The organism is Sporosarcina sp. FSL W7-1349, from assembly GCF_038003045.1.
Classification (GTDB): Bacteria; Bacillota; Bacilli; order Bacillales_A; family Planococcaceae; genus Sporosarcina.
This window is the reverse complement of the sequence record NZ_JBBOOK010000001.1, coordinates 461,097-482,861: the sequence shown is the minus strand read 5'-3', so window position 1 is coordinate 482,861 and position 21,765 is coordinate 461,097. Positions and strand designations below refer to the sequence as shown.

General features: G+C 49.5%; 22 protein-coding genes and 1 pseudogene. 1 reads left to right on the top strand and 22 read right to left on the bottom strand.

Annotation, left to right across the window (positions count from 1 at the left end; all coding sequences use genetic code 11):
- Positions 1–43 precede the first annotated feature (43 nt).
- The 11 genes from MKY41_RS02350 to MKY41_RS02300 all read right to left on the bottom strand — a co-directional run bounded on the left by MKY41_RS02350 (position 44) and on the right by MKY41_RS02300 (position 8,917).
- Positions 44–2,107, bottom strand: coding sequence for a DNA internalization-related competence protein ComEC/Rec2 (locus MKY41_RS02350; RefSeq protein ID WP_340743518.1), 2,064 nt, complete (start codon positions 2,105–2,107; stop codon positions 44–46).
- 230 nt (positions 2,108–2,337) lie between these two features.
- Complete coding sequence (locus MKY41_RS02345; protein ID WP_340743517.1) at positions 2,338–2,895, bottom strand: ComE operon protein 2; 558 nt, start codon at positions 2,893–2,895, stop codon at positions 2,338–2,340.
- Positions 2,896–3,173: 278 nt separating this feature from the next.
- Positions 3,174–3,710 (bottom strand): helix-hairpin-helix domain-containing protein, encoded by a 537-nt coding sequence (locus MKY41_RS02340; RefSeq protein WP_340743516.1) that lies wholly within the window; start codon positions 3,708–3,710, stop codon positions 3,174–3,176.
- A gap of 189 nt (positions 3,711–3,899) precedes the next feature.
- Positions 3,900–4,637 carry a class I SAM-dependent DNA methyltransferase gene (locus tag MKY41_RS02335; RefSeq protein WP_340743515.1) on the bottom strand — a complete coding sequence of 246 codons (738 nt, stop codon included), beginning with the start codon at positions 4,635–4,637 and terminating at the stop codon, positions 3,900–3,902.
- Positions 4,637–4,981 (bottom strand): ribosome silencing factor, encoded by a 345-nt coding sequence (rsfS, locus tag MKY41_RS02330; RefSeq protein WP_340743514.1) that lies wholly within the window; start codon positions 4,979–4,981, stop codon positions 4,637–4,639. Before rsfS ends, MKY41_RS02335 begins: the two co-directional genes overlap by 1 nt.
- Before the next feature lie 2 nt (positions 4,982–4,983).
- A complete protein-coding gene (gene yqeK, locus MKY41_RS02325) occupies positions 4,984–5,550 on the bottom strand; it encodes a bis(5'-nucleosyl)-tetraphosphatase (symmetrical) YqeK (protein ID WP_340743513.1) in 567 nt (188 codons plus the stop codon).
- A complete protein-coding gene (locus MKY41_RS02320) occupies positions 5,540–6,109 on the bottom strand; it encodes a nicotinate-nucleotide adenylyltransferase (protein ID WP_340743512.1) in 570 nt (189 codons plus the stop codon). The genes yqeK and MKY41_RS02320 overlap by 11 nt, the downstream gene beginning before the upstream one ends.
- 11 nt (positions 6,110–6,120) lie before the next feature.
- A complete protein-coding gene (gene yhbY, locus MKY41_RS02315) occupies positions 6,121–6,411 on the bottom strand; it encodes a ribosome assembly RNA-binding protein YhbY (protein ID WP_340743511.1) in 291 nt (96 codons plus the stop codon).
- Positions 6,412–6,414: 3 nt separating this feature from the next.
- Positions 6,415–7,242 (bottom strand): shikimate dehydrogenase, encoded by an 828-nt coding sequence (aroE, locus tag MKY41_RS02310; protein ID WP_340743510.1) that lies wholly within the window; start codon positions 7,240–7,242, stop codon positions 6,415–6,417.
- A 35-nt stretch (positions 7,243–7,277) separates the two neighbouring features.
- Positions 7,278–8,393: a ribosome biogenesis GTPase YqeH gene (gene yqeH / locus MKY41_RS02305; protein ID WP_340743509.1), complete on the bottom strand. Its 1,116-nt coding sequence runs from the start codon at positions 8,391–8,393 to the stop codon at positions 7,278–7,280.
- Positions 8,381–8,917, bottom strand: a complete 537-nt coding sequence (locus MKY41_RS02300; protein ID WP_340743508.1) for a YqeG family HAD IIIA-type phosphatase — start codon at positions 8,915–8,917, stop codon at positions 8,381–8,383. Before MKY41_RS02300 ends, yqeH begins: the two co-directional genes overlap by 13 nt.
- 167 nt (positions 8,918–9,084) lie before the next feature.
- Here MKY41_RS02300 and sigK point away from each other — a divergent pair, with 167 nt between their 5' ends.
- Positions 9,085–9,786 (top strand): RNA polymerase sporulation sigma factor SigK, encoded by a 702-nt coding sequence (gene sigK, locus MKY41_RS02295; RefSeq protein ID WP_340743507.1) that lies wholly within the window; start codon positions 9,085–9,087, stop codon positions 9,784–9,786.
- A gap of 286 nt (positions 9,787–10,072) precedes the next feature.
- Here sigK and mtnN read toward each other — a convergent pair whose 3' ends face one another.
- The 11 genes and pseudogenes from mtnN to recD2 form a co-directional block, all read right to left on the bottom strand.
- Positions 10,073–10,765, bottom strand: coding sequence for a 5'-methylthioadenosine/S-adenosylhomocysteine nucleosidase (mtnN, locus tag MKY41_RS02290; protein WP_340743506.1), 693 nt, complete (start codon positions 10,763–10,765; stop codon positions 10,073–10,075).
- Between the two features lie 28 nt (positions 10,766–10,793).
- Positions 10,794–11,546 (bottom strand): YrrS family protein, encoded by a 753-nt coding sequence (locus MKY41_RS02285; protein WP_340743505.1) that lies wholly within the window; start codon positions 11,544–11,546, stop codon positions 10,794–10,796.
- Between the two features lie 123 nt (positions 11,547–11,669).
- A complete protein-coding gene (greA, locus tag MKY41_RS02280; RefSeq protein WP_041075292.1) occupies positions 11,670–12,146 on the bottom strand; it encodes a transcription elongation factor GreA in 477 nt (158 codons plus the stop codon).
- Positions 12,147–12,249: 103 nt separating this feature from the next.
- Positions 12,250–12,891, bottom strand: a pseudogene (gene udk, locus MKY41_RS02275) (uridine kinase); the annotation flags it as partial.
- A 48-nt stretch (positions 12,892–12,939) separates the two neighbouring features.
- Positions 12,940–13,575 (bottom strand): O-methyltransferase, encoded by a 636-nt coding sequence (locus MKY41_RS02270; protein ID WP_340743504.1) that lies wholly within the window; start codon positions 13,573–13,575, stop codon positions 12,940–12,942.
- A 36-nt stretch (positions 13,576–13,611) separates the two neighbouring features.
- On the bottom strand, positions 13,612–14,736 hold the full coding sequence (gene mltG / locus MKY41_RS02265) for an endolytic transglycosylase MltG (protein WP_340743503.1): 1,125 nt from the start codon (positions 14,734–14,736) through the stop codon (positions 13,612–13,614).
- Between the two features lie 507 nt (positions 14,737–15,243).
- On the bottom strand, positions 15,244–15,531 hold the full coding sequence (locus MKY41_RS02260) for a DUF1292 domain-containing protein (RefSeq protein WP_340743502.1): 288 nt from the start codon (positions 15,529–15,531) through the stop codon (positions 15,244–15,246).
- A 13-nt stretch (positions 15,532–15,544) separates the two neighbouring features.
- A complete protein-coding gene (gene ruvX / locus MKY41_RS02255; protein WP_041075297.1) occupies positions 15,545–15,961 on the bottom strand; it encodes a Holliday junction resolvase RuvX in 417 nt (138 codons plus the stop codon).
- Positions 15,958–16,230 (bottom strand): IreB family regulatory phosphoprotein, encoded by a 273-nt coding sequence (locus tag MKY41_RS02250; RefSeq protein ID WP_340743501.1) that lies wholly within the window; start codon positions 16,228–16,230, stop codon positions 15,958–15,960. Before MKY41_RS02250 ends, ruvX begins: the two co-directional genes overlap by 4 nt.
- A 60-nt stretch (positions 16,231–16,290) precedes the next feature.
- Positions 16,291–18,924, bottom strand: a complete 2,634-nt coding sequence (alaS, locus tag MKY41_RS02245) for an alanine--tRNA ligase (RefSeq protein ID WP_340743500.1) — start codon at positions 18,922–18,924, stop codon at positions 16,291–16,293.
- A gap of 339 nt (positions 18,925–19,263) precedes the next feature.
- Entirely contained in the window at positions 19,264–21,675 is a 2,412-nt protein-coding gene (recD2, locus tag MKY41_RS02240; protein WP_340743499.1) for an SF1B family DNA helicase RecD2, read from the bottom strand.
- Positions 21,676–21,765 lie beyond the last annotated feature (90 nt).

The window sequence follows — 21,765 nt, the reverse complement described above, 5'->3', positions numbered from 1 at the left end:
GATGGACATCCTTTCCGGAAAGGGAAGGGTGTCCGTTTTTTTATTAGTTCATCGTTTTAACGCTCCATCTTTCCTTTTCTACCGTGACCGTGATCGAACCCGATTCCGCAGTGGATAACGTCGGCAAGCCGAGCCGCTCGAATGTCTCGACCACTTCCGGATGCGGATGACCGTACCGATTATTCCGTCCGGCCGAAAAGATGGTCAGTATCGGTCGCAATGCTTTTACAAAAGGTTCAGTGCTCGACGTCCGGCTGCCGTGATGCCCGGCTTTCAAAATGACCGGTCCAAAACGGGATTGCCCATACTGGCGAAGAAACCGCTCTTCCCCGTCCGCCTCCAAATCTCCTGTAAATAAAAATGATGGCCCTGTCGTTTTCATAAGGAGCACTAGAGAACTGTCATTTCCTTCATATATCCTATTTGCCGCCGGAGCTGCATATCGGAATCCGGCATTCCCATCTTCCCAAAACAGGCCGGCCTCCCTTTCTAGCAGAGGGATCCCCTTTTCAGCCGCCAGCCGATTGACATCATCCATTGCCATCTCTTCGCGGCTTCCAGGCGAAACATGGATCTCCTTCACATTCAGCTCTTCCATCACTTCATCAGCCCCTTCGATATGATCAGCATCTGCATGGGTCAGGATGAGTTTGTCGACGGTCGTGATACCTCTCCCTTTCAGATAAGGAACGACAATTTGCCGACCGATTTCAAAAGGCTGGTCAGGGGTCCTCCAGTCGGGTGCCCCGAATGAAACGGACCCTCCCGTGTCAATCAAATACACCGCCTTGCGATAAGGTAGTTCAATGACAATACTATCCCCTTGTCCGACATCCAGGAATGTCACATGAAGCGCTTTGTCGAAATAAGGCACGCAGTGGATCAGCAATGCAGGAACGAGCAGACCGGCTGCCATCCACGATTTCCGGATCCCTCGTTCCATCCCGACCAGGAACAGCAGCGTCCCCGCGCTAGCCATCACCAGCAGAAAAGCCGACGGTCGGCCGGGTGTCCAAAGCTGGTAAGGAAGAGAGGCAAGCCATTCCGTCACAACGGCGATCCCAGTTCGGAAAGGGACATACGGCATGAACAGGAACCCGGCTAGCAGAGGCGAGATATAACTAATACCGAGCAGGATTAGATTAGCCGGCAGAATAATGACGGAATAGAGTGGTACATAAACTAAATTCACCAATAAGGAAGATATCGATAACTCGTGAAAATGATGGAGCAAGACCGGATAAAGCGCAACTTGGCTAATCATGGTCACGAGAAAAGAGACGGTCAGTGGTTGGGTTGATTTCCCCAGGATGGCGGATGAATGGATCAGGGAACAGGCTGCCATATAGGACAATTGAAAACCAGGTTGGAAGACGACAAAGGGCTGATACAAGATGAAAGCAATGGCGCTTATCGCAATGGCGTCATCGAGCCGGATTCGCAACCGGCCCGAAGCGGCAAGCAAGACCATCACTGTGACTGAAACGGCTCGCCAGACGGAAGGCGCCCCACCAGCCAGCACAGCATAAAATGGCAAGGCTAGGATCAGCAGCATATCCACCGTCTCTTTCCGTATTGCCAAGCGGAGCATGGCCTCCCTCATCAGAAATACAAGCAATCCGACATGTAGGCCGGAAATGGCGAATAAATGTGTGATGCCAAGCGTGCGATAATCGGCAGCGAGCCGCTCATCCATTCCACCCCGGTCTCCGATCAGCAGCGCCTCCGCCTCCGATATCAAAGATTCAGGAAAAACTGCCTGGATCTGTTCCTTCACCTTTCTCCGTTGTTTGGAAAGCTGTGCTGTGAAGCGGTCATTTTCCTTCATTCCGATGAGGGTCTCCGTCTCAAAAATGGCAGCGGCCCCATACATCCTCATATACTTTTTCATATCAAAGGAAAATTCATGTGCCGGGAGATCGGGCCCTTTCAAATTGCCTGAGAACGTGAAGATGAAAGATGACAAATGGGCAGTTAGGAAGAGTTCCTTCTCTTTTTCATCCGCAAGTTTGTATATGACGTAGTAAGTTTCACCAGATAGGTTCTTCGCGAAGCCTTTCAACCGGCCGCCGTCAATTCTTGCATTTTCAGACCAAATCAACTCCATGGTCGCAGGTCCTTCTTCTTTTGGTTGGGGGATGGATGACGATATGTAATGGAAAGAGAGAAATGCGGCAAGTGTCGCGAGGATGGGGGTGAGGAAATCGTTTTTCCGCAATAGGAAAACGGGGATTAACAATACGTTGCTAAACATCAACCAGGCCGGTCCGTATGCGGCAAAAGCCGATACGGCGACTGGTATGGCGATGTATAGGAATCGGACATCGCCTAATTTTCTCAGAATAGATCATCCATCCTTTTCTTGAACGGGACCAATTGATCTTCTGTGGCACCAAGCGTTTCCATCGTCTGCAACATGTCCTCGAACAGGCCGAATTTTGAACCGTTGGAGAAATCGACTTTCTTTTCATCAAAAGGCACTTGTTGGACGGATACACCCGATTGTGCGAACAACTGCATCGCATACGGGTCGTTTTTATAATCGGTCGCATAGAAAATATGCTTGACACCCGATTGGATGATCGCTTTCGTGCACTGCAAACATGGGAAATGGGTCACATATAAGGTTGAACCGTCGACCGGACTCCCGTATTTTGAACATTGTAACAGGGCATTCATTTCCGCATGAATGGTGCGGACGCAATGATTGTCAATTACATAGCAACCGTGGTCGATGCAATGGTCTCCGCCTGAAATCGAACCGTTGTAGCCGCCTGCTATGATCCGGTTGTCTCGAACGATGATGGCGCCAACCGCCAATCGGGTGCACGTGCTCCGCATTGCCAGAAGATGGCATTGGGCCATGAAAAACTGGTCCCATGTAATTCGCTCCATATAGGTTGCCTCCTCTTTTACATAATTTCTCGAATATAAAATAAATACCATCTACAAACTGTTGCTTTCCGTTCCAGGCGGACGCTTTCCGCGGGGCGCGGGTGAGCCAATCGAACAGCGAAGAGTTCGATTTGCCGTATTTCTGCGTACTTTGCAGAAATTAAGGCATCCTCCTGTCGCCAAACGCTACGCTTTTTGGCACAAAGGCCATTCTTCGTAACGGCCTTCGCAGGAGTCGCCGCCTTCCACTCCAAGCAACTGGAACCACCAAGCGCTAATTATTTCACTTCAATATAAGGTTCCAAATTCTCGAATGTCTTTTTGCCAATCCCGGATACTTCCATAATGGCCTCCACTGTTTGGAAGCCGCCATGGTCGGTCCGATATTGGACAATGGCAGCAGCCTTCGCCGGCCCGATGCCTGGTATGGTCATAAGAGCTTGTTCATCAGCTGAGTTAATATCCACCTTGCCGTCCTCTTGCTGTCCCGGTGCTTCCATCGGCTGGAAAACGGGCATGTCCTCCACCGCCTCTCCATGGACCGGAACATAGATGACCACTTCATCAGCCAACTTCATCGCATGGTTCAATAAGCGGGAATCGGCGTCCGGCAAATAACCGCCTGCCGCTTGAATGGCGTCAATGAGCCGGTCCCCTTCCTCCAAGGCGTGGACACCTGGGTAGCGGACAGCTCCTTTGACGTCGACGATAATCGGTCCAGGCGGGTCGACGATAGCGTCTTCTTGCAATATCTCTTCTTCTGTCACTTCTTCTATCAATTCAGGGAATGGGTGTTGGCCGCTCACCGTATACATATCAGTCGTTGATTGTCCTCTGGGAAAGAACAGAAAAGCGGCTAGAACAGCGATTGCTGCGAGGGGGGTGATAAACTTCCGCCATTTGCTGGATACTGACGAAAGAAACAGGTCGTTCACCCTTTCTTAAGATCGGCACCCATATGGAGTCTCCTCCACTATAGCTGAATTGACGATAAAAGAAAAGCATCACTTACGGACTTGAAAGAATATTCGTTCACTTTCTTCTACCGGTGGTTCATCTTCCCAATCGGCAAAGATCCGTTCAATGGAAAATCCGGCATCTGTCAACATCTTAACGTACTCATTCACCGGGAATGTACGTTGCTCATGCTCCTCGTTGAAGCGGCGGTACAGCCCGTTTTCCTGCTCCACAAAAAAAGCTAGCTCAGATTGAATGGAGTGCGGTGCTTCCCCCATCTCAGTCTCCCATATGTAAGCGATCCTTCCGTCATCGTATGTAAAAGGGCCTTCTAAAAAAATCTCATCCATCTTATACGTTGAGTGGACATCAAATAGCAAGATGCCGTCCTTTTTTAAGGAAGCATAGATCCGACGGAAAGTTTCCTTGACTGCCGATTGTTGCGTTACATAATTCAAAGAATCGATTGCGATGATGGCGGCATCATATTGTTGAAAACCTTCCAATTCCTCCATCGGCTGCTGAATGAACTCCACAGGCAAAGAAAGCGTGGCTGCACGCTCCTTTGCCATTTCCAGCATATTTGCCGATACATCGATTCCCGTCACTTCTGACCCATTCTCGGCAAATTTGAAACTGAGCAGACCAGTTCCGCAACCGATATCCAAGATCCGCTTCCCTTCCAAGCCGCCCAACGCCAATTCCAAAAAATCGATGTAGGAATCGTACGGGATATCCGTCATCAATTCATCATAGATAGCTGCGAAGTCTGCATAGGCCTTCATCATTTCCTCTCGGCCATATCGAGCATCGGGGCATCTCCCCATAGCTTTTCGAGATTGTAATAGCCGCGCTCATCCCGATGGAACACATGGACAACAACGTCACCCAAGTCGATCAGCACCCATCTTCCCAAATCAAATCCTTCCATCCTTTTCGTATGGTAACCGGCTTCTCCCGCTTTTTCCGTCACTTCTCTCGCGATGGCCTGGACCTGTCTTTCCGAATTGGCATGGGTAATAATGAACTGATCTGCAATGAGGGAGACGCCTTCCATATTCAAAACAACAATGTCTTCCCCTTTTTTGTCGTCCACTGCTTTATATGCGATTTCTAATAATGTAGTCATAGTCACTTTCCTTTCATATGGACATGTTCGTTATAGCAATTGATGGAGTCCGGAAAAATCGGCACCCCTTTATTCGCCAGGAAACGGACTGAGTGGATGATACATGCACTCATTGCCGTATCCAATGGCCCTTCGGCCGCCTTCCGCAGTTCTTCAACTCCAGGAAAATTCCTTCCCGCTTCAATCATATCCGCTACATAGATCAGTTTTTCCAATGGAGACATTCCGGCTCTTCCTGTCGTATGGTAACGGATCGCCTGCAATACGGCTTCGTCCCGGATACCGAATTCGTCCCGGGCGATCACCATCCCAACAGGCGCATGCCAAAGTTCAGGATGGAAGGACAACAACCTGGGATCCGCCTGTTCCGCCTCCAGGATGCCCTGCATCTCCTTTTTCTCCATACATTTTGCGATATCATGCAAATAAGCGGCCAATTCCACGTCGTTTTGCGGCAGGCCGTGGAGGCTGTTCAACGCTTTCGCCATTTCAACGACCCGCAGGACATGCGCATGGCGGTCATTCGACAGGCGTTCGGCGATAACCCCTTGTATTATGTCAAGATCCATATAGATTCTCCTCATGGATATATTCCTCTACCGCGGGAAGAACGAGCAGTTGCGCAGCCCCTCTTTGTGAATAGCGGTTCCGGATCATTGTCGACGATAGGTCGATCTGGGGAATGTCCACATAGATGATCGGGTATTCTGTATCTCCGATCGTTCCCGGGCGTTGCACACCGACCAGTTTGACGAGCCTTGACAACTCATCGATTTTATACCAATGCGGGAGCATATCGATCATGTCCCCACCGATGATGAAGTGGAAATCGACGTCCGGTTCCCGCGCAGTCATTTCGGACATCGTATCATACGTGTAAGAAATTCCGCCCCGTTCGACTTCGAAATCCGAAACCGTCAATCCCTCAAGCCCGGCAACCGCCAGTTCCACCATATGCAGGCGTTGCTGAACCGTGGCATCATGCGGAGCCATCTTATGCGGCGGAACGGCAGCCGGCATGAGCCGGACTTCAGAGAGCCCAAGAGCGATCCGCACTTCATTGGCCACGATGAGATGGCCGATATGGGGAGGGTTGAAAGTGCCTCCCAGGATTCCAACCTTTTTCAACGAACCCCTCCTTATGGCAACTGGATCTGCTTTTTCTCTTTCGACTCCTTATAGAGAATCAGCATATTTCCGATCACTTGCACGATTTCAAGCCCGTCCCGCGCTTCCAGCTTAGCGGCGATTTCATTTTTATCTTCGTCGCAGTTTTGTAAAATATTCACTTTGATCAATTCTTTCGCTTCCAGCGCTTCTTCGATCTGTGCAATGACCGCTTCTGTCAAACCGCTTTTCCCGATTTGGAACACCGGTTGCAGATGATGCGCCTCACTGCGAAGAAATCGTTTTTGTTTACCTGTTAACATCCATTACCCTCCAAGTGTCGCTGTTATTTTCTTGATCGTCTTTTCTGTATCAGGTTGGATGCCTGTCCACGTTTCGAACGCCAAGGCGCCTTGATGGACAAACATGCCGACGCCGTTCATTGTCCATGCTCTCCGCTGTTTTGCTTGTTTCAGGAATTCGGTTTCAAGCGGGTTATAGATGATATCTGCTACGACCGCCCCTTCCCGGACTCCGGTTGGATCGAGCGGTATCCCTTCTTGCGCGAAATTCATACCGACCGATGTCGTCTGAACGATCAAACCGAAATTCGCCAAAGTCGCCTCCGCTTCCTGGATCGTCACAACCGAAGCTCCTGAAATGCCGGTTGCCAAATTCTCGGCCTTCTCCAACGTCCGATTGGTGAAAGTGATCGGACCATAACCTTGGGAATGGAGTGCATGAGCGATGCCCCGGGCGGCTCCGCCTGCCCCGACCACGAGCACCGGATTTCCTTTCGCACGCTCCCCATACGCCTCCTCCAACGATCGGACAAACCCCGGACCGTCCGTGTTGGAGCCGGACAATGAGCCATCCGGCATGACATGGACCGTATTGACCGCCTGCATCAGCTGTGCCGACTCATCCAGGCTATCCAAGTAAGGGAGGATGGCCGTCTTATGCGGAACCGTAACATTCCATCCGCTGCATCCGAGCGTCCGAAGGCCTTCCACCGCTTTTTCCAACTGATCGGCTGGAATATGGAGCGGGATATAGGTCGCGTCCACTTCATTTTCCTGAAACCATGTTCCATGCATGGATGGAGACATCGACTGGGCAATCGGATCGCCGATTACCGAATACCATTTTTTCATTTAATTTCCCCCTAATTCAACCCTTCAAAACACTATCAAATCAAGGATGGACGTAATAGCACATTCACTCCGCGCGGTGCATGGACGGCTACGACGACATCCGGATGCTGGATAGTAATCCAACCAAGCCCCGAGATGACGATATCCGTCTTGGCCTGCTTAATGGAAAATTCATGCCGGACGAGCGGCGGCAATGATTCAAGTGAAGCTTCCGACGGCGGAGAGAGCAATCCTCCCAGATGTTCTTTATATAGATGATCCGCATTTTCCAATTTCGTCCGATGAATCGCCAGATCATTCGATATGTGGATGGTGAATGAAGAGCGGTCTCCCGAAAGGAAGTCAAACCGTGCCAGTCCACCGATATAGAGCGTCTGTTCCGGATTCAACTGATACACTTTCGGTTTTAATTCTTTTTTCGGGGTGATCGCTTTCAAATCCTTGGCGTCCAAGTGATGCGCTATTTGGTGATCGTTAATGATTCCTGGCGTATCGTAAATCGCTTTCCCGTCGTCCAATGGGATTTCGACGAGGTCCAATGTAGTTCCCGGGAAATGCGAGGTCGTGATGACTTCCCCAATGCCTGTTGCATGTTTAATGATCCGATTGATGAATGTCGATTTGCCGACATTCGTGCAACCTACGACATAGACATCCTTCCCTTTCCGGAGTTCATCAATTGCGTCCAGTGCCTCTTCCATGCCGGTCCCGCGATGGGCAGACACTAAAAGGACGTCAGCGGGCTTCAGACCAAGTTTCACCGCTTCCGATTTCATCCAATGGATTAACCGGTTCGGTTTCACGGATTTCGGCAAGATGTCCGCCTTGTTGCCGATCAGCAATATATCCTTATTTCCGACGAACCGGTGCAAGCCGTTAATCCAACTGCCGTTGAAATCGAAGATATCGACGATTTTAACGACAATCCCCTCTTTTTGACCGATTCCGTTTAATATTTTCAGGAAGTCATCCCCGGAAAGGGATACCGGCTGCAGCTCGTTGTAGTTCCGCAAGCGGAAGCAGCGCTGGCAGACGACGTCTTCCTTTTCCAATGATGCGGGTGGGGCGTACCCTTCCTTTTTCGGATCCTCCGTCTGAATGGTGATCCCGCAGCCGATACATTTCAGTAGCTCCAAATTCAGTCCTCCCATTTGATCATGCCGCGCCGTTTCATGCCCGCCATGATTCTTCTTTCAATCATTCTGTTGAATTTTGTAACAAAGCCGTCCGATTTGGCGACCGGCACGACGAGAATCGTATGAAGCCCTGCCCGATTCCCGCCAAAAATATCTGTCAGCAGCTGATCCCCGATGACGACCACTTCTTCCTTACGGACACCCATCAACGACACAGCCTTATGGAATGATTTCGTCAGAGGTTTATGCGCATCAAAGATGAATGAGATTGAAATCGGATCACAAAAAGTTTTCACCCGACTCTCATTATTATTTGATACTACGGTCACTTTCAACCCGGCGTCCCGCATTTCCTTCACCCATCGGGAAATTTCGGGAGTCGCATCCGGGCAATCCCAAGCGACGAGCGTATTATCCAAATCTGTAATAATCGCCTTGATCCCTTTCTCTTTCAACTTCTCCGGAGAGATCAAAAAGACGTTTTTTACAAATTCATCCGGCAAAAAATATTTATACACAACATCCACTCCGATTAGCATCTAATTCTGAAATGATTATAACACACCTGTCCGTACGGATTAAATTGTTCGGAATCGGCTTTTTGCAACGCGGAAAATAAGCCAAACATCTTCCAGCATAGTCCCCAGTGATAAGACAAGACTTCGGCTGCATATGCTGTCATACAACGACAACAGGAGGTGAACCGATGAGCGGGCTTGTCATGGCGATGGTCCAGCTATGGCTTGAAATCCCTGCAATGCTTGGCTACATCAGAGGGCAAGCGTTTCAACGGCCGTTATCAAAGGAAGAGGAGGCGGATTGTCTGAGACGGCTTGCCGAAGGTGATGAATCCGCCAAAGATGAACTGATTGAACGGAATATGCGGCTCGTGGCCCACATCGTAAAAAAGTTCCATCCGAAACATGAAATGCTCGATGATTATATTTCCATTGGCACCATCGGTCTGATGAAGGCGGTAAACAGTTTCACCCCGGATCGGAAGACCAAACTTGCGACTTATGCCGCACGCTGCATCGAAAACGAAATTCTTATGTATTTGCGGACACAGAAAAAAGTACAGAAAGACGTCTCTTTATTCGACCCGATCGGGATGGATAAAGACGGGCAATCGCTTCAAATCGCGGATTTGCTGCAAACGGATGATGAAACACCGATCGATGCAGTCGAACAAAGAGAGAGAATTGAAAGATTGTATCGGCATCTCGGGAAATTGGATGGAAGGGAACTAGAAATCATCCAGCGACGTTACGGATTGCTGGATGATCAACCGATGACCCAAAAAGAGATCGCCGCGCAGCTCAATATTTCCAGAAGTTATGTTTCACGAATCGAAAAGAGAGCGATTGTAAAACTCTACCAACTATTCAAACATGAATATAACGAATAATCGGAGTTGACTTATGACCTATCAGACCCTCTATTGGCATCGTTTGGATCCAAATATACCGCCACAATTGAACAAGTAAAAGGCGTTTCCTTGCGGGAGTGGTCCCGGCCTCGGAAACGCCTCATCATATTGTTCGATCTTCAGTCCGCACTGACCTCACGCAGAATGACTGCTGCAAGGATTGTCGTAACTACGAATACACCTGCCATCAAAAATAGCATAGTCCAGATTCCCTCCTCAAAACTAAGTGAAATTGACCATCTACGTCTATCTTACCATGAAAAGTTTATAATTTCGAGATGGCTTTCAAAACGATATCCGTTGAATGGCGGGCTGCAATCGGCAAGAATTCATCAAAGCTGATGGACGAGTCCTTCCCGGCTATATCGGAAAGCGCCCGGATGACTACGAAGGGGGTTCCGAAGCGATGGCAGACTTGAGCCACCGCGGCTGCCTCCATTTCCCCAGCAATCATGGAAGGGAAATGTCCTTTCACAGCTTCCACATGGTCCAGGTTGCTCATGAACGTATCTCCAGATGCGATCAATCCCGTGGCATGTTGGTGTTCCCCGATTTCCTCGACCGCTTCCCGGGCGATTTGGATCAACCGCTCATCGGATTCGTATGCTGCGGGAAGTCCCGGCACTTGGCCATGTTCGTATCCAAAAGCCGTCACATCCACGTCATGGTGACGCACTTCATCTGAAATGACAACAGTGCCGACCTCCAAACGATCGTCAAACCCGCCGGCCGAACCGGTATTCAGGACGACATTCGGTTTATAATTATCCAATAACAATGTCGTAGCAATCGCCGCATTCACTTTCCCGATCCCACTTTTCACGAGGATGACCGAGCGTCCTCCGACTTCTCCCTCGATAAATTCACAGTCGGCAATGACAGTCGTTTGTGCATTGTCAATTTCCTCCCGCAACAGTTCCACTTCTTGCTCCATTGCTCCGATTACCGCGATTTTCATGAAATCCCTCCGCCATTCCTCATACATTTTAGTACTCAAATTCCAAAGTGTTCAAAACATCCATTTGAACCGGCTTCCAACCTTCGCCATCCACCCATTCCAAGTGCACTTGATATTTCTCCGACTTGTCTTTCGTGGAAACGATGCCGACCGACTTTTGTGGGCTTCCGCCGTTTTTGATCTTCCAGTAGATCAGCGACTCTTCCGGAATGCCGGTCGAATAGGCGATCGCTTGTTTTTTCTCCTGCCAGTCCACGGATTCTCCGTCATACTGGGAAACATGATCCCCAGTCTGTGTCGTGCCGATCGGCTTCCATGAACTATTGACGATCGTCTCGGCAATGACCGGATCATCTGGTTTGGCGTATGTCACCTTTCCGCCTTCGTCTGCTTTTTCTTCTTTTTCGGCGGGTTTCAATGTTGTCTCTTCCCGCTGAGACGTACTCCCATTATTTTGGCCTTGTGTGGAATCCGCCGGAGGTTGCGCTGTTTCCGACCGATCCGATTCGACTGTCGGAGTTTCGGCCTCTTCTTCATCCGCTTGGTCTTCCAGCACCAAATCTGTGTCCTGCTGCTCCTCCGTCTCTTCCTGCCCGCTGTCCGTCAGCGCATCCTCTTCCGGTTCGGCTTGCTCCTCGCCTTTATTGCCGGTGAATATAATGCTTGCTGTAATGATAATGAGTACGACAACAAGTCCGATCAAAGCATTCAAAATGTTGTTGGACTTGCTCCGTCTCCGCTTTCGGCTTGTCCTGGAAAAGTCAGGTTCCCGCTCTTTCATCCACATTCAACTCCATTTCATGTCTACTGCCGTATTCCTATGTATTGGACGTTGTAAGAATCAGAGAGTTTCATCGAATCAAAAACAAAAACCGCCCTCCACGGAAGGCGGTCCTATGCCGTGTTACTTGATTTCCAAAATTTCGACTGCCATCTCTCCGCCCGGAGTCATGATTTTCACTTCGTCGCCTTTTTTCCGGCCGATCAAGCCTTTGGCAATCGGCGAATCATTGGAGATCAGACCTTCCATCGGATTGGCCTCCGCAGAGCCGACAATTGTGTAAGTTTCTTCATCGCCATCCGGCAATTCCTTGAATGTAACCGTTTTACCAAGCTGCACTTCGTCGGTATTCAACTCGTCTTCGGTAATGATGACTGCGTTTCGGATCATCGATTCCAGAGATGAAATCTTCCCTTCTACAAACGCCTGGTCTTCTTTCGCGGAATCATATTCCGAGTTCTCGGAAAGGTCGCCGTAACTGCGGGCGATTTTGATGCGTTCTACGACTTCTTTCCGTTTCACTGTTTTTAAATACTGTAATTCTTCTTCAAGCTTTTCCTTGCCTGAAGCGGTCATTGGAAATTTCTTTTCTGTGATCATTAGACAACACTCCTCATAATCCTGTTCAATAAAAATACTATGCCACTCCTTTGACAGGTATGTGACATAGTGTTCATCTGTATATAATGATGACAACATCATATTATATATCCGTTCCAGATTCAAGAATTGTTTTTATTTTGGTAACCATCAGGTCGATGGCCACCGCGTTTTGTCCGCCTTCCGGAATGATGATATCGGCATATCGTTTCGTCGGTTCGATGAATTGGTTGTGCATCGGCCGGACGACGGTCAAATATTGCTCGATGACCGAATCAATTGACCGTCCCCTCTCATTCAAATCACGGAGGATCCGGCGGATGATGCGCAAATCCGCATCCGTGTCGACGAACAATTTAATATCCATCAAGTCACGCAGCCGTTCATCCTCCAGGACAAGGATCCCTTCCAGGATGATGACATCTTTCGGTTCAATCAGCATCGTTTCTGTCGAACGAGTATGAAGCGCATAGTCATAAACAGGTTTTTCAATCGACTCGCGTTGTAATAGACGGTCCATATGTTCGATCAGCAAATCCGTGTCGAATGCCAAAGGATGGTCATAATTCACGCCGAGGCGCTGGTCAAACTCAAGATGGGTCTGGTCCTTATAATAATAATCCTGTTCGATGACAACGACGGAATGCTTCTTGAAGACATCATAAATGGCATGGGTGACGCTCGTCTTTCCGGAACCGGACCCGCCTGCTATTCCAATTACGAGAGGCTTTCTCTGTTTCATCTGAGTTCGCTCCTTGTCGTCGCCCGAATGCTTTTCTCCTTACACGGCCGACTATCGCTTTACCGCTATCAAAATACCGTCCCCGACCGGCAGCAAGGAAGTTTCAAATCCTGGATGTGCATACATCCATTGCGTAAACTCTTTCAGCTTGCGGATCATCGTACGGTTACGCTTCGGCACTTCCCCGTCTTCCAGTAGCACCATACCATGCATGAACATATTATCACAATAAATTACTCCGCCCGATTTCACTGTCGGCTCATACTTTTCGAAGAACCGTTTGTATTGTCCTTTCGCCGCATCTATGAATAAAGCATCGTACTGCCGGCTAAAAATTTCTTCCGCTTCCGTTTCTAGGGCATCTGCTTCCAGAATCACGATACGGCTCCCCGCATCGCTCTCTCCAATATATTCGACAGCTTTCGAAAAGCGGTCGGAATCACGTTCAATCGTGACGATTGTCGTGTCTTTTAGTGCCGTCGCAATACGCAGGGCCGAATAGCCAATCGCGCTTCCTATCTCCAAAATGGATTTCGGCTGTTGGATGCACAGGAGGCCGAGGAACGTCTCGATGCCCAGCCGATCCATGATGGGGACTCGATACTCTTCCGCATAGTACTCCATCCGGCTGAAGAGGGCATCTTCCTTTTTTTGCAAACTCTCAATATAGCGTAAATAATCTTCCAATATGTCCCCTCCAATCCTCATGCGTTTCTTGGGCAATCAGTCACCCGAAAGATAGAGGTCCCGATTTTTCAAGTGTTCCTCGTATGATTTGGTGAAATGATTCGTTCCGTTCTTATCCGCCAAGAAGTATAAATAATCCGTAGTGGAAGGGTCAATCACCGCTTCGATGGACGCCTTGCCCGCACCCGCAATCGGGCCTGGAGGCAACCCTTTATGTTTATACGTATTGTACGGGTCATCAATTTCCAAGTCGGCATAGAGCACCCGGTCCTTATGCTCCCCAAGCGAATATAGCACAGTCGGGTCCGTTTGCAACGGCATTTCGATTTCCATCCGGTTATAAAATACACTCGCAATCGTTTCACGGTCCGATTGGGCAGTGGCTTCCTTCTCTAGCAAGGAAGCGAACGTCAGCAGCCAATGAACCGACTTCCCTTCTGTCTCCAAATAATCGTAATAAGGGGTCACATTCGCGGCGGTGGCCTGGACCATCGCATCGACGATCGTTTCAATTGAAGGATCTTCCTCGTAAAACGGATAGGTTGCAGGGAAGAGATAGCCTTCCAAAGGATATTTGATCTGCTCCCCTTGGATTTCCTCCGTCAACACTTGCGGATACTTGGCCATCAACCGATGGATAGTGGACTCCGCATTTATGTAGGTCAGGAATTCATCCGCCGGTATGCCCGCCTTTTTCTCCACGATGCCAGCAATTTGCTGGACGGTCAATCCCTCGGGCACTGTCATTGCGAACACAGGTGTCCGATAGACTTTACCGGTTTTCAAGCTGCGGATTAATTCATCCGGTGTCATCGCTTTCGTCAATCCGTATGTACCTGCCTGGAACTGGGATTCATTGTTGAATTTTGCATAATACTTGAAGAGCTTGGCATTTTTGATGATTCCTTTTTTCTGAAGTTCGGTTGCAATCGTGTCGACGCCGGAACCAATCGGGATGACGACTTCGATCACTTCTTCCGAATCCGGATCAACGGGTTGAAGCGCCCCCTTGATATAACGGTATCCGAAAAAGCCGCCGACCAAACCGATGAAAAGAAGAATGGATGTAATGATAAAGACAATTTTCCTGACGACTCTCACTTCTTTCTTCTTTTCTCTCATCCGCTCCAACATGACATCTTTTTTCGATCCATTTTCCATACAGGCTCACCTCTTTCATTTGCAGAACTATATAAAACGAACTCTAGAAACGGTTTCAACCAACAGCCCGCTGCTTTCCGTTTCAAATTTTGTTTGCGACGAAAGCGTAGCGACAGGAGCAGGCGGACGCTTTACGCCGGGCGCGGGTGAGCCAATCGAACAGCGAAGGGTTCGATTGGCTGTATTTCTGAGCACTTTGCAGAAATTAAGGCATCCAGCATTGCCAACGCTACATTCTTTCGGAGTAAAAAGCTGCTGCCAAACGCTTCGCTTTTTGGCGCAAAAGCCGTTCTTCGTAACGGCTTTTCCTGCGGGGTCTCACCATTCGCGCTTCACCCCGCAGGAGTCGCCGCCTTACACTCCAAGCAGCTGCAGCGTTTCTAATCAACAAATCATTTGATCGTTCTACATAACTCTCTATTTTCTAATAGCAGGTTGTTCTAATCATTTCCTAACGACGAAGAAAAGACGGGGCGGTGGTTACCGTCCCGTCCGAGCGCATATGGATCACTCTTCTTCCTCTTCAGCAAGGAACGTGTTCAGCATTTCTTCGACCATTTCCCATTCCTCGTCGTTTTCAATTGGGAATAACTCGCCATCTTCGCCGTCTTCCGTCGGGATGAAAGCAGATGCGTGGATTTCAATGTCCCCGTCTTCTGATTCTTCCTCTCCCAGCACGTGATATAGGACGTAAGATTTTCCATATTCTTCTGATTCGAATGTAAAAATCACTTCGCAGACATGTTCATTTCCTTGCTCGTCCACGATGGTCATCGTTTCTTGTCCATGATCCAATTCGCTCACCTCTTCAATTTTTTGAGTCAAGATATCCTTGCAAAATTAGGACAGCTGCCATCTTATCAATGACCGTCTTCCTTTTTTTCCGGCTGACATCCGCTTCGATCAACATCCGTTCCGCTGCCATCGTCGATAGGCGTTCATCCCATAGCTTTACGGGGAGTCCAAACTTTTCTTCCAGCAAGCGGGCGTAGTTTTCACATGCTTCGCCGCGGGGGCCGATTGTATTATTCATGTTTTTAGGGTAACCAACAACGAATTCGTTTACGCCATATTCGGAAACGAGTTGTTCAATTCTTTCCATGCCGAACTGGCCGGCATTTTCATCGATCTTCATCGTCTCGACCCCTTGGGCTGTCCATCCCAAAGCATCACTGATCGCAATGCCGACCGTTTTGGTCCCGACATCCAATCCCATTGTCCTCAATCCGACGTCCCTCCGTTTTCACGGATATAAAACTTGACGAGTTCCTCGAGAATCTCATCCCGCTCCAGCTTCCGAATTTTGTTGCGCGCTTCTTCATGCCGGGGGATATAGGCCGGATCGCCCGACAGTAGATAGCCGACTATCTGGTTGATCGGATTGTACCCTTTGTCATCCAGTGCCTTATACACATGGAGCATCACTTCTTTGACCTCATCCTTCATCGACTCTTCTGGAAAGTTGAACTTCATCGTTTTGTCGTATGAATCCATGTTCGATACCCACCCCACTTTCAGGCCATCTGATTTAGTATACCCAATCTTTCATTCCCGTTAAACGGATTTGACATAATCATACACGGATTGGAGAGCAGCATCAAGCTTGGAAACATCTTTCGCTCCTGCCATCGCCATATCCGGCCGGCCTCCGCCTTTGCCGTCACATTGTGCCGCTACATGATTGACGAGTTTACCAGCATGATAGTTCCCGGATTTCAAATCTTCTGTCACCCCGGCAATGAGCATCACTTTTCCGTCTGCCGCCGCCCCTAGGACGATGACGCCCGACTTCACTTTCTGTTTCATTTCATCCATCATTTGACGCAGACCATTATTGTCTTTGACATCGACACGGCTCGCAATGACGGTGACTTCTCCGACTTGCTGGGCCGTTGCCAACACATCATCCAGCTGGCTATTGCCGAGTTTGGCGGACAGCGATTCGTTTTCACGCTGCAAGTCTTTCATGTCGGATAGGACGGTGCCGATCTTTGTCAGGATGTCTTTCGGATTCGTTTTCAATAGAACTGCCGCCTCGTTCAACTTCGCTTCCTCTTCCTTGAATGAACGGTATGCCTGTTGACCAGTGACCGCTTCGATCCGGCGTGTCCCTGCACCGATTCCCCCTTCAGAAACGATCTTGAACAGGCCGATGAAACCTGTGGAAGGTACGTGGCAGCCTCCACAAAGTTCGAGGGAATAATCGCCGACTGTCACGACGCGGACGACCGCCCCGTATTTCTCTCCGAATAATGCCATTGCGCCCATTTTTTTCGCTTCGTCAATCGGTTTTTGAGAAATATCGACATGGATGTCATCCCAAATCTTTTCGTTGACCATCTGTTCGATTTTCTCAAGTTCTTCTTTCGTCACTTGTCCGAAATGGGAGAAGTCGAAACGGAGCCGATCCGGGCCAACATAAGAACCTGCCTGATTGACATGCTCCCCGAGCGCTTCTTTCAACGCTTTATGGAGCAAATGCGTCGCAGTATGGTTGCGGATGATCAGCTTCCTAGCCTGTTCATCGACTTCCGCCCGGACTGCTACCCCTGCCGTCATTTCACCGGAACGGATGACAGCAGTATGCAGGTTTTGGCCATTCGGTGCTTTTTGGACGTCTTTGACATCGGCTACGAACGTTTCACCGACAACAGTTCCCTTGTCCGCCACCTGGCCGCCGCTTTCCGCATAGAATGGTGTCCGATCCAGTATGAATTGGACTTCCGCCCCTTCAGCTGCCTGATCGGCGGTGTTACCATCCTGCAAGAGCACAAGCACGGTTGCTTCGCAGGACAGTTGATCATATCCGATGAATTCACTGGACTCGTGGATTTCCCCGAGCACACCGGATTGGACGTGCATCGAATCGACATCTTGGCGGGCGGCACGTGCGCGGTTCCGCTGGTTCTCCATCTCAGTCTCGAAGCCTTCCCGGTCGACAGTCACCCCTGCTTCTTCTGCAAATTCCTCCGTCAATTCGAACGGGAAGCCATATGTGTCGTAGAGGCGGAACGCATCCGCTCCAGGAACGATGGATGTACCGTTCGCTTTTGATTTTTCGATGACACCCGAGAGGATGGCCATTCCTTCCGTCAATGTTTCATGGAAACGGTCTTCCTCGTTTTTAATGACTTTCATAATGAATTCTTGTTTCTCTTTCACATCCGGATAAAAATCGTCCATGATCTCGCCGACGACCGGCACAAGATTATACATGAACGGTTTTTCGATTCCCAGCTGCTTAGCAAAGCGGACTGCCCGGCGCAACAATCTGCGGAGGACATAGCCGCGCCCTTCATTGGACGGCAAAGCTCCGTCACCGATCGCGAAAGCCACGGTGCGAATATGGTCGGCAATCACTTTGAACGCCGTATCCTTCTCTTGATTCTCTCCGTACTTCACGCCGGATGTCTTTTCGATGGCATACATGATCGGCATGAACAGGTCCGTGTCAAAATTCGTCGGCACGTCTTGAATGACCGATACGATCCGCTCCAGCCCCATTCCTGTATCGATGTTCTTCTTCGGAAGCGGCGTGTACGTATGATCAGGATTATGGTTGAATTCTGAGAAGACGAGGTTCCAGATTTCCAGATAACGCTCATTCTCCCCGCCCGGATATAGTTCCGGATCGGAAAAATCATCCCCATAGGATGGGCCCCGGTCGTAGAAAATCTCAGAGTTCGGTCCACTCGGGCCTTCCCCGATGTCCCAGAAGTTCCCTTCCAAGCGGATGATGCGTTCTTCCGGAATGCCGATTTGATCGCGCCAAATCGCATAGGCCTCTTCATCTTCCGGATGGACGGTAACCGATAGCAGTTCCGGGTCAAAGCCGATCCATTTTTCGTTTGTCAAGAAATCCCATGCACGGATGATAGCTTCTTCCTTGAAATAGTCCCCGATGGAAAAATTCCCGAGCATCTCAAAGAACGTATGGTGCCGTGCCGTTTTTCCAACGTTCTCGATATCATTTGTCCGGATCGATTTTTGGGCATTGACGATCCGTGGATTGTCCGGGATGACTCGTCCATCAAAATACTTTTTCAAAGTCGCGACACCGCTATTGATCCACAGCAAAGACGGATCGTCGATTGGGACAAGCGGTGCGGATGGCTCTACACTATGCCCATGCTGCTTGAAGTATTCCAAGAAAAGATTGCGTATTTCTGCAGATGTGAAGTTTTTCATTTTGTAACCCTCCAATTTATGAATATTGTAGAACGATTTTTCGGCAATAAAAAAATCCTCCCCCTCGTATACAAGGGGCGAGGATTTTCATCTCGCGGTACCACCCTACTTATCGGCAAAGATATTATCGCCGATCTCTTTGGAAGCCTTAACGCGGCGAAACGGCAGGGATGAGCTGCACTCAGGAGTAGCTTTCCGTCATATCGGCAAGGAAGCCCTTCCAGCCTAGGGGCCTCTTTCTGCACAAGCCAAAGCATGCGTACTTTCTCCGTCATCGAATTTCTTATGAATATCTGGATTATAGATAAGTTTGAGCGTGATGTCAATCCACGAATGACCTTACTCTTCAAGGAAAGCATAAGGCGTGATGCCTTGCATGCCGATCATCGGGTCGATGGAGATGAAGTTTTCAGCGGTAAGCTTATATTCCTTCGGTTCTGACATATCCGCTTCTTCGGCTTTCGGCTCCGCATCTAGCTGCTCGGTCTCCTGTTCGATAACCGAATCCCCATTCAGCCTTTCCTTGAGTGTCGTTTGCCGCTGCATTTCATCTGTACGGAAGATTCCCATCTTGAATTCTTCCGGCTCCCCGCAGAGGATCAAGAAATTCTTAGCACGGGTGATGCCTGTGTATAACAGGTTCCTGCGAAGCATTTTACGATGGCTGCGGACGACCGGCATAATGACGATTGGAAATTCGCTGCCTTGCGATTTATGGATGGAACAGCAATAGGCAAGGGTGATCTGGGTCAGGTCGCTCCGCTCGTACGTCACCTCGATCCCATCATAGGAGACGACGAGCAGCTCTTTTTTATCGATCGTTTCTTTCGCTTTGATGATGGCGATCACTTCACCCATATCACCATTGAACACATTGCTCTCCGGTTGGTTGACCAGTTGAAGGACCTTATCCCCGACCCGGTAGACCGCGTCTCCAAACACGACCTCTTTCCGGTCGGGAGCGGGAGGATTGACCATTTCCTGTATCATTTTATTCAAGCCGTCGATGCCGGCGGGGCCTTTGTACATCGGGGCTAGAACTTGTATATCCTTGATTGCATGCCCTTTTGATAGGGCGTTGGAAATGACCTGCTCGACGACTTCCAAAATCCGTTCGCTATCCGCTTTGATGAACGAACGATCGGATGTCTTCGCAGCAATATCTCCGGACCATTCGGAACGTTTGATCATATGAGCCATTTCGATAATAGTCGACCCTGCGCTTTGCCGATAGATCTCCGTCAATTCCACGACAGGGACTTTGCCGGACTCCAATAAATCCCGAAGCACTTGACCTGGGCCTACGGGCGGCAACTGATCTTGGTCCCCGACAAACAGCAATTGGACATCATCCGGCAACGCCTTTAACAGTTGGTGGGCCAGCCACGTATCGACCATCGACATTTCATCGATGATGATCAGGCGGCCTTCCACCTCCCGCTCCACTTCTTCTTCCTTCTCCTGCCCGGTGAAACCGAGCAGCCGGTGGATCGTCATGGCAGGCAGACCGGTCGATTCGGACATCCTTTTCGCCGCCCGTCCAGTCGGAGCCGCCAGCACGATCGGGAAGGGCTCCTTCTTTTTCGCATACTCTTTCGGGTCCAATGAAAGCCCGTGCAGTTCCGCGTACACTTCAACAAGACCTCGGATGACCGTCGTCTTCCCGGTCCCCGGTCCGCCCGTCAAGATCATCACGGGAGAATGAAGAGCCGTCTCAATCGCCGACACTTGCGTTTCTGCATAATTGACCCCGAGACGTTCTTCGACTTCTCCGACAGCTTTCCTGATCTCGGAAGCTGGGAATTGGTCCGCCACCTCATTTTCCATGATACGGGCCATTTTCGATGCGATGCCGAGCTCGGAGAAGTAAAGGGAGGGAATATACAATTTCCTGCCTTCCGCAGACAATTTGCTTTCCTCTACAAGCTCGATGATCGCTTGTGAGATCGTTTTGAACGGGATATCGATCGGCTGGCTCATTTCCAAGATGCGTTTGACGTCGGGTAAAACCTCTTTCGCCTCCAAATAGACATGGCCCGCCGCTTGCACAGATTGGTTCATTGAATGGAGGATCGCCGCTTTGACCCTGGAAGGATGAGCACCTGTAATTCCGAGATTTTTTCCGAGCTCATCCGCCCGTTGGAAACCGACGCCTTCCACTTCCTCGATCAGGCGATATGGATTTTCATTTAACAATTCGATGGACTCTTCCCGGTATGTCTGATAGATCCGCATGCTGATCTGGGGTCCGAAACCCCATTCATTCAACTGAATGATCGTCCGTTCCATCCCCATATTCTGTTGCAATACTGTCACCAGCGTCTCTTTCCGCTCGTCCGATAGACGGGGAATCGTGTCGAGGACAGACGGATCGTTCATGATTTTCTTGATGGCGTCTTTGCCCAGTTTCTTCACGATTGTATCCGCCGTCTTCAATCCGATGCCCGGAAAAAGATCGCCCGATAAGTAATGGATCAGGCCGGTCTCGGTGGACGGCATCTCCTTCTCGAAGGTCCAGACGTCAAATTGCAAGCCGTAGGATGGATGAGTGACGAGCCCGCCTGTGAAACGGTATTCTTCATCCTCATTCAATTGTGGGAAGTTCCCTTTCACGATGATCTCTTTCTCAGAATAACCGCAATTCGTTTCACGGACTTTCAGTTTCAGGATCGTGAATAGGTTATCGGGATTATGGAAGATGGTGACGACCGGGCGCCCCCTCAAGAAGATTTCCTCCGTCTCTCCACTCATCTCCATCTTCCCTCCTTTCTTACACTTCAGCTAAGCGAACTGCGAGTGGTTCGATTTGCCGTATTTCTACGCAATTCGCAGAAATTAAGA

What these genes read in the sequence shown, in the direction of transcription:
- yqeK (WP_340743513.1), bottom strand. Translation starts at nt 5,550, where the DNA reads ATGGATCTTGACATAATACAAGGGGTTATCGCCGAACGCCTGTCGAAT.
- mltG (WP_340743503.1), bottom strand. Translation starts at nt 14,736, where the DNA reads ATGGAAAATGGATCGAAAAAAGATGTCATGTTGGAGCGGATGAGAGAA.
- MKY41_RS02335 (WP_340743515.1), bottom strand. Translation starts at nt 4,637, where the DNA reads ATGAAGGCCTATGCAGACTTCGCAGCTATCTATGATGAATTGATGACG.
- yqeH (WP_340743509.1), bottom strand. Translation starts at nt 8,393, where the DNA reads ATGGGAGGACTGAATTTGGAGCTACTGAAATGTATCGGCTGCGGGATC.
- yhbY (WP_340743511.1), bottom strand. Translation starts at nt 6,411, where the DNA reads ATGTTAACAGGTAAACAAAAACGATTTCTTCGCAGTGAGGCGCATCAT.
- MKY41_RS02340 (WP_340743516.1), bottom strand. Translation starts at nt 3,710, where the DNA reads ATGTATACGGTGAGCGGCCAACACCCATTCCCTGAATTGATAGAAGAA.
- MKY41_RS02300 (WP_340743508.1), bottom strand. Translation starts at nt 8,917, where the DNA reads ATGCTAATCGGAGTGGATGTTGTGTATAAATATTTTTTGCCGGATGAA.
- rsfS (WP_340743514.1), bottom strand. Translation starts at nt 4,981, where the DNA reads ATGACTACATTATTAGAAATCGCATATAAAGCAGTGGACGACAAAAAA.
- recD2 (WP_340743499.1), bottom strand. Translation starts at nt 21,675, where the DNA reads ATGAGTGGAGAGACGGAGGAAATCTTCTTGAGGGGGCGCCCGGTCGTC.
- MKY41_RS02250 (WP_340743501.1), bottom strand. Translation starts at nt 16,230, where the DNA reads ATGGATTCATACGACAAAACGATGAAGTTCAACTTTCCAGAAGAGTCG.
- MKY41_RS02345 (WP_340743517.1), bottom strand. Translation starts at nt 2,895, where the DNA reads ATGGAGCGAATTACATGGGACCAGTTTTTCATGGCCCAATGCCATCTT.
- alaS (WP_340743500.1), bottom strand. Translation starts at nt 18,924, where the DNA reads ATGAAAAACTTCACATCTGCAGAAATACGCAATCTTTTCTTGGAATAC.
- MKY41_RS02350 (WP_340743518.1), bottom strand. Translation starts at nt 2,107, where the DNA reads ATGGAGTTGATTTGGTCTGAAAATGCAAGAATTGACGGCGGCCGGTTG.
- aroE (WP_340743510.1), bottom strand. Translation starts at nt 7,242, where the DNA reads ATGAAAAAATGGTATTCGGTAATCGGCGATCCGATTGCCCAGTCGATG.
- mtnN (WP_340743506.1), bottom strand. Translation starts at nt 10,765, where the DNA reads ATGAAAATCGCGGTAATCGGAGCAATGGAGCAAGAAGTGGAACTGTTG.
- greA (WP_041075292.1), bottom strand. Translation starts at nt 12,146, where the DNA reads ATGATCACAGAAAAGAAATTTCCAATGACCGCTTCAGGCAAGGAAAAG.
- sigK (WP_340743507.1), top strand. Translation starts at nt 9,085, where the DNA reads ATGAGCGGGCTTGTCATGGCGATGGTCCAGCTATGGCTTGAAATCCCT.
- MKY41_RS02285 (WP_340743505.1), bottom strand. Translation starts at nt 11,546, where the DNA reads ATGAAAGAGCGGGAACCTGACTTTTCCAGGACAAGCCGAAAGCGGAGA.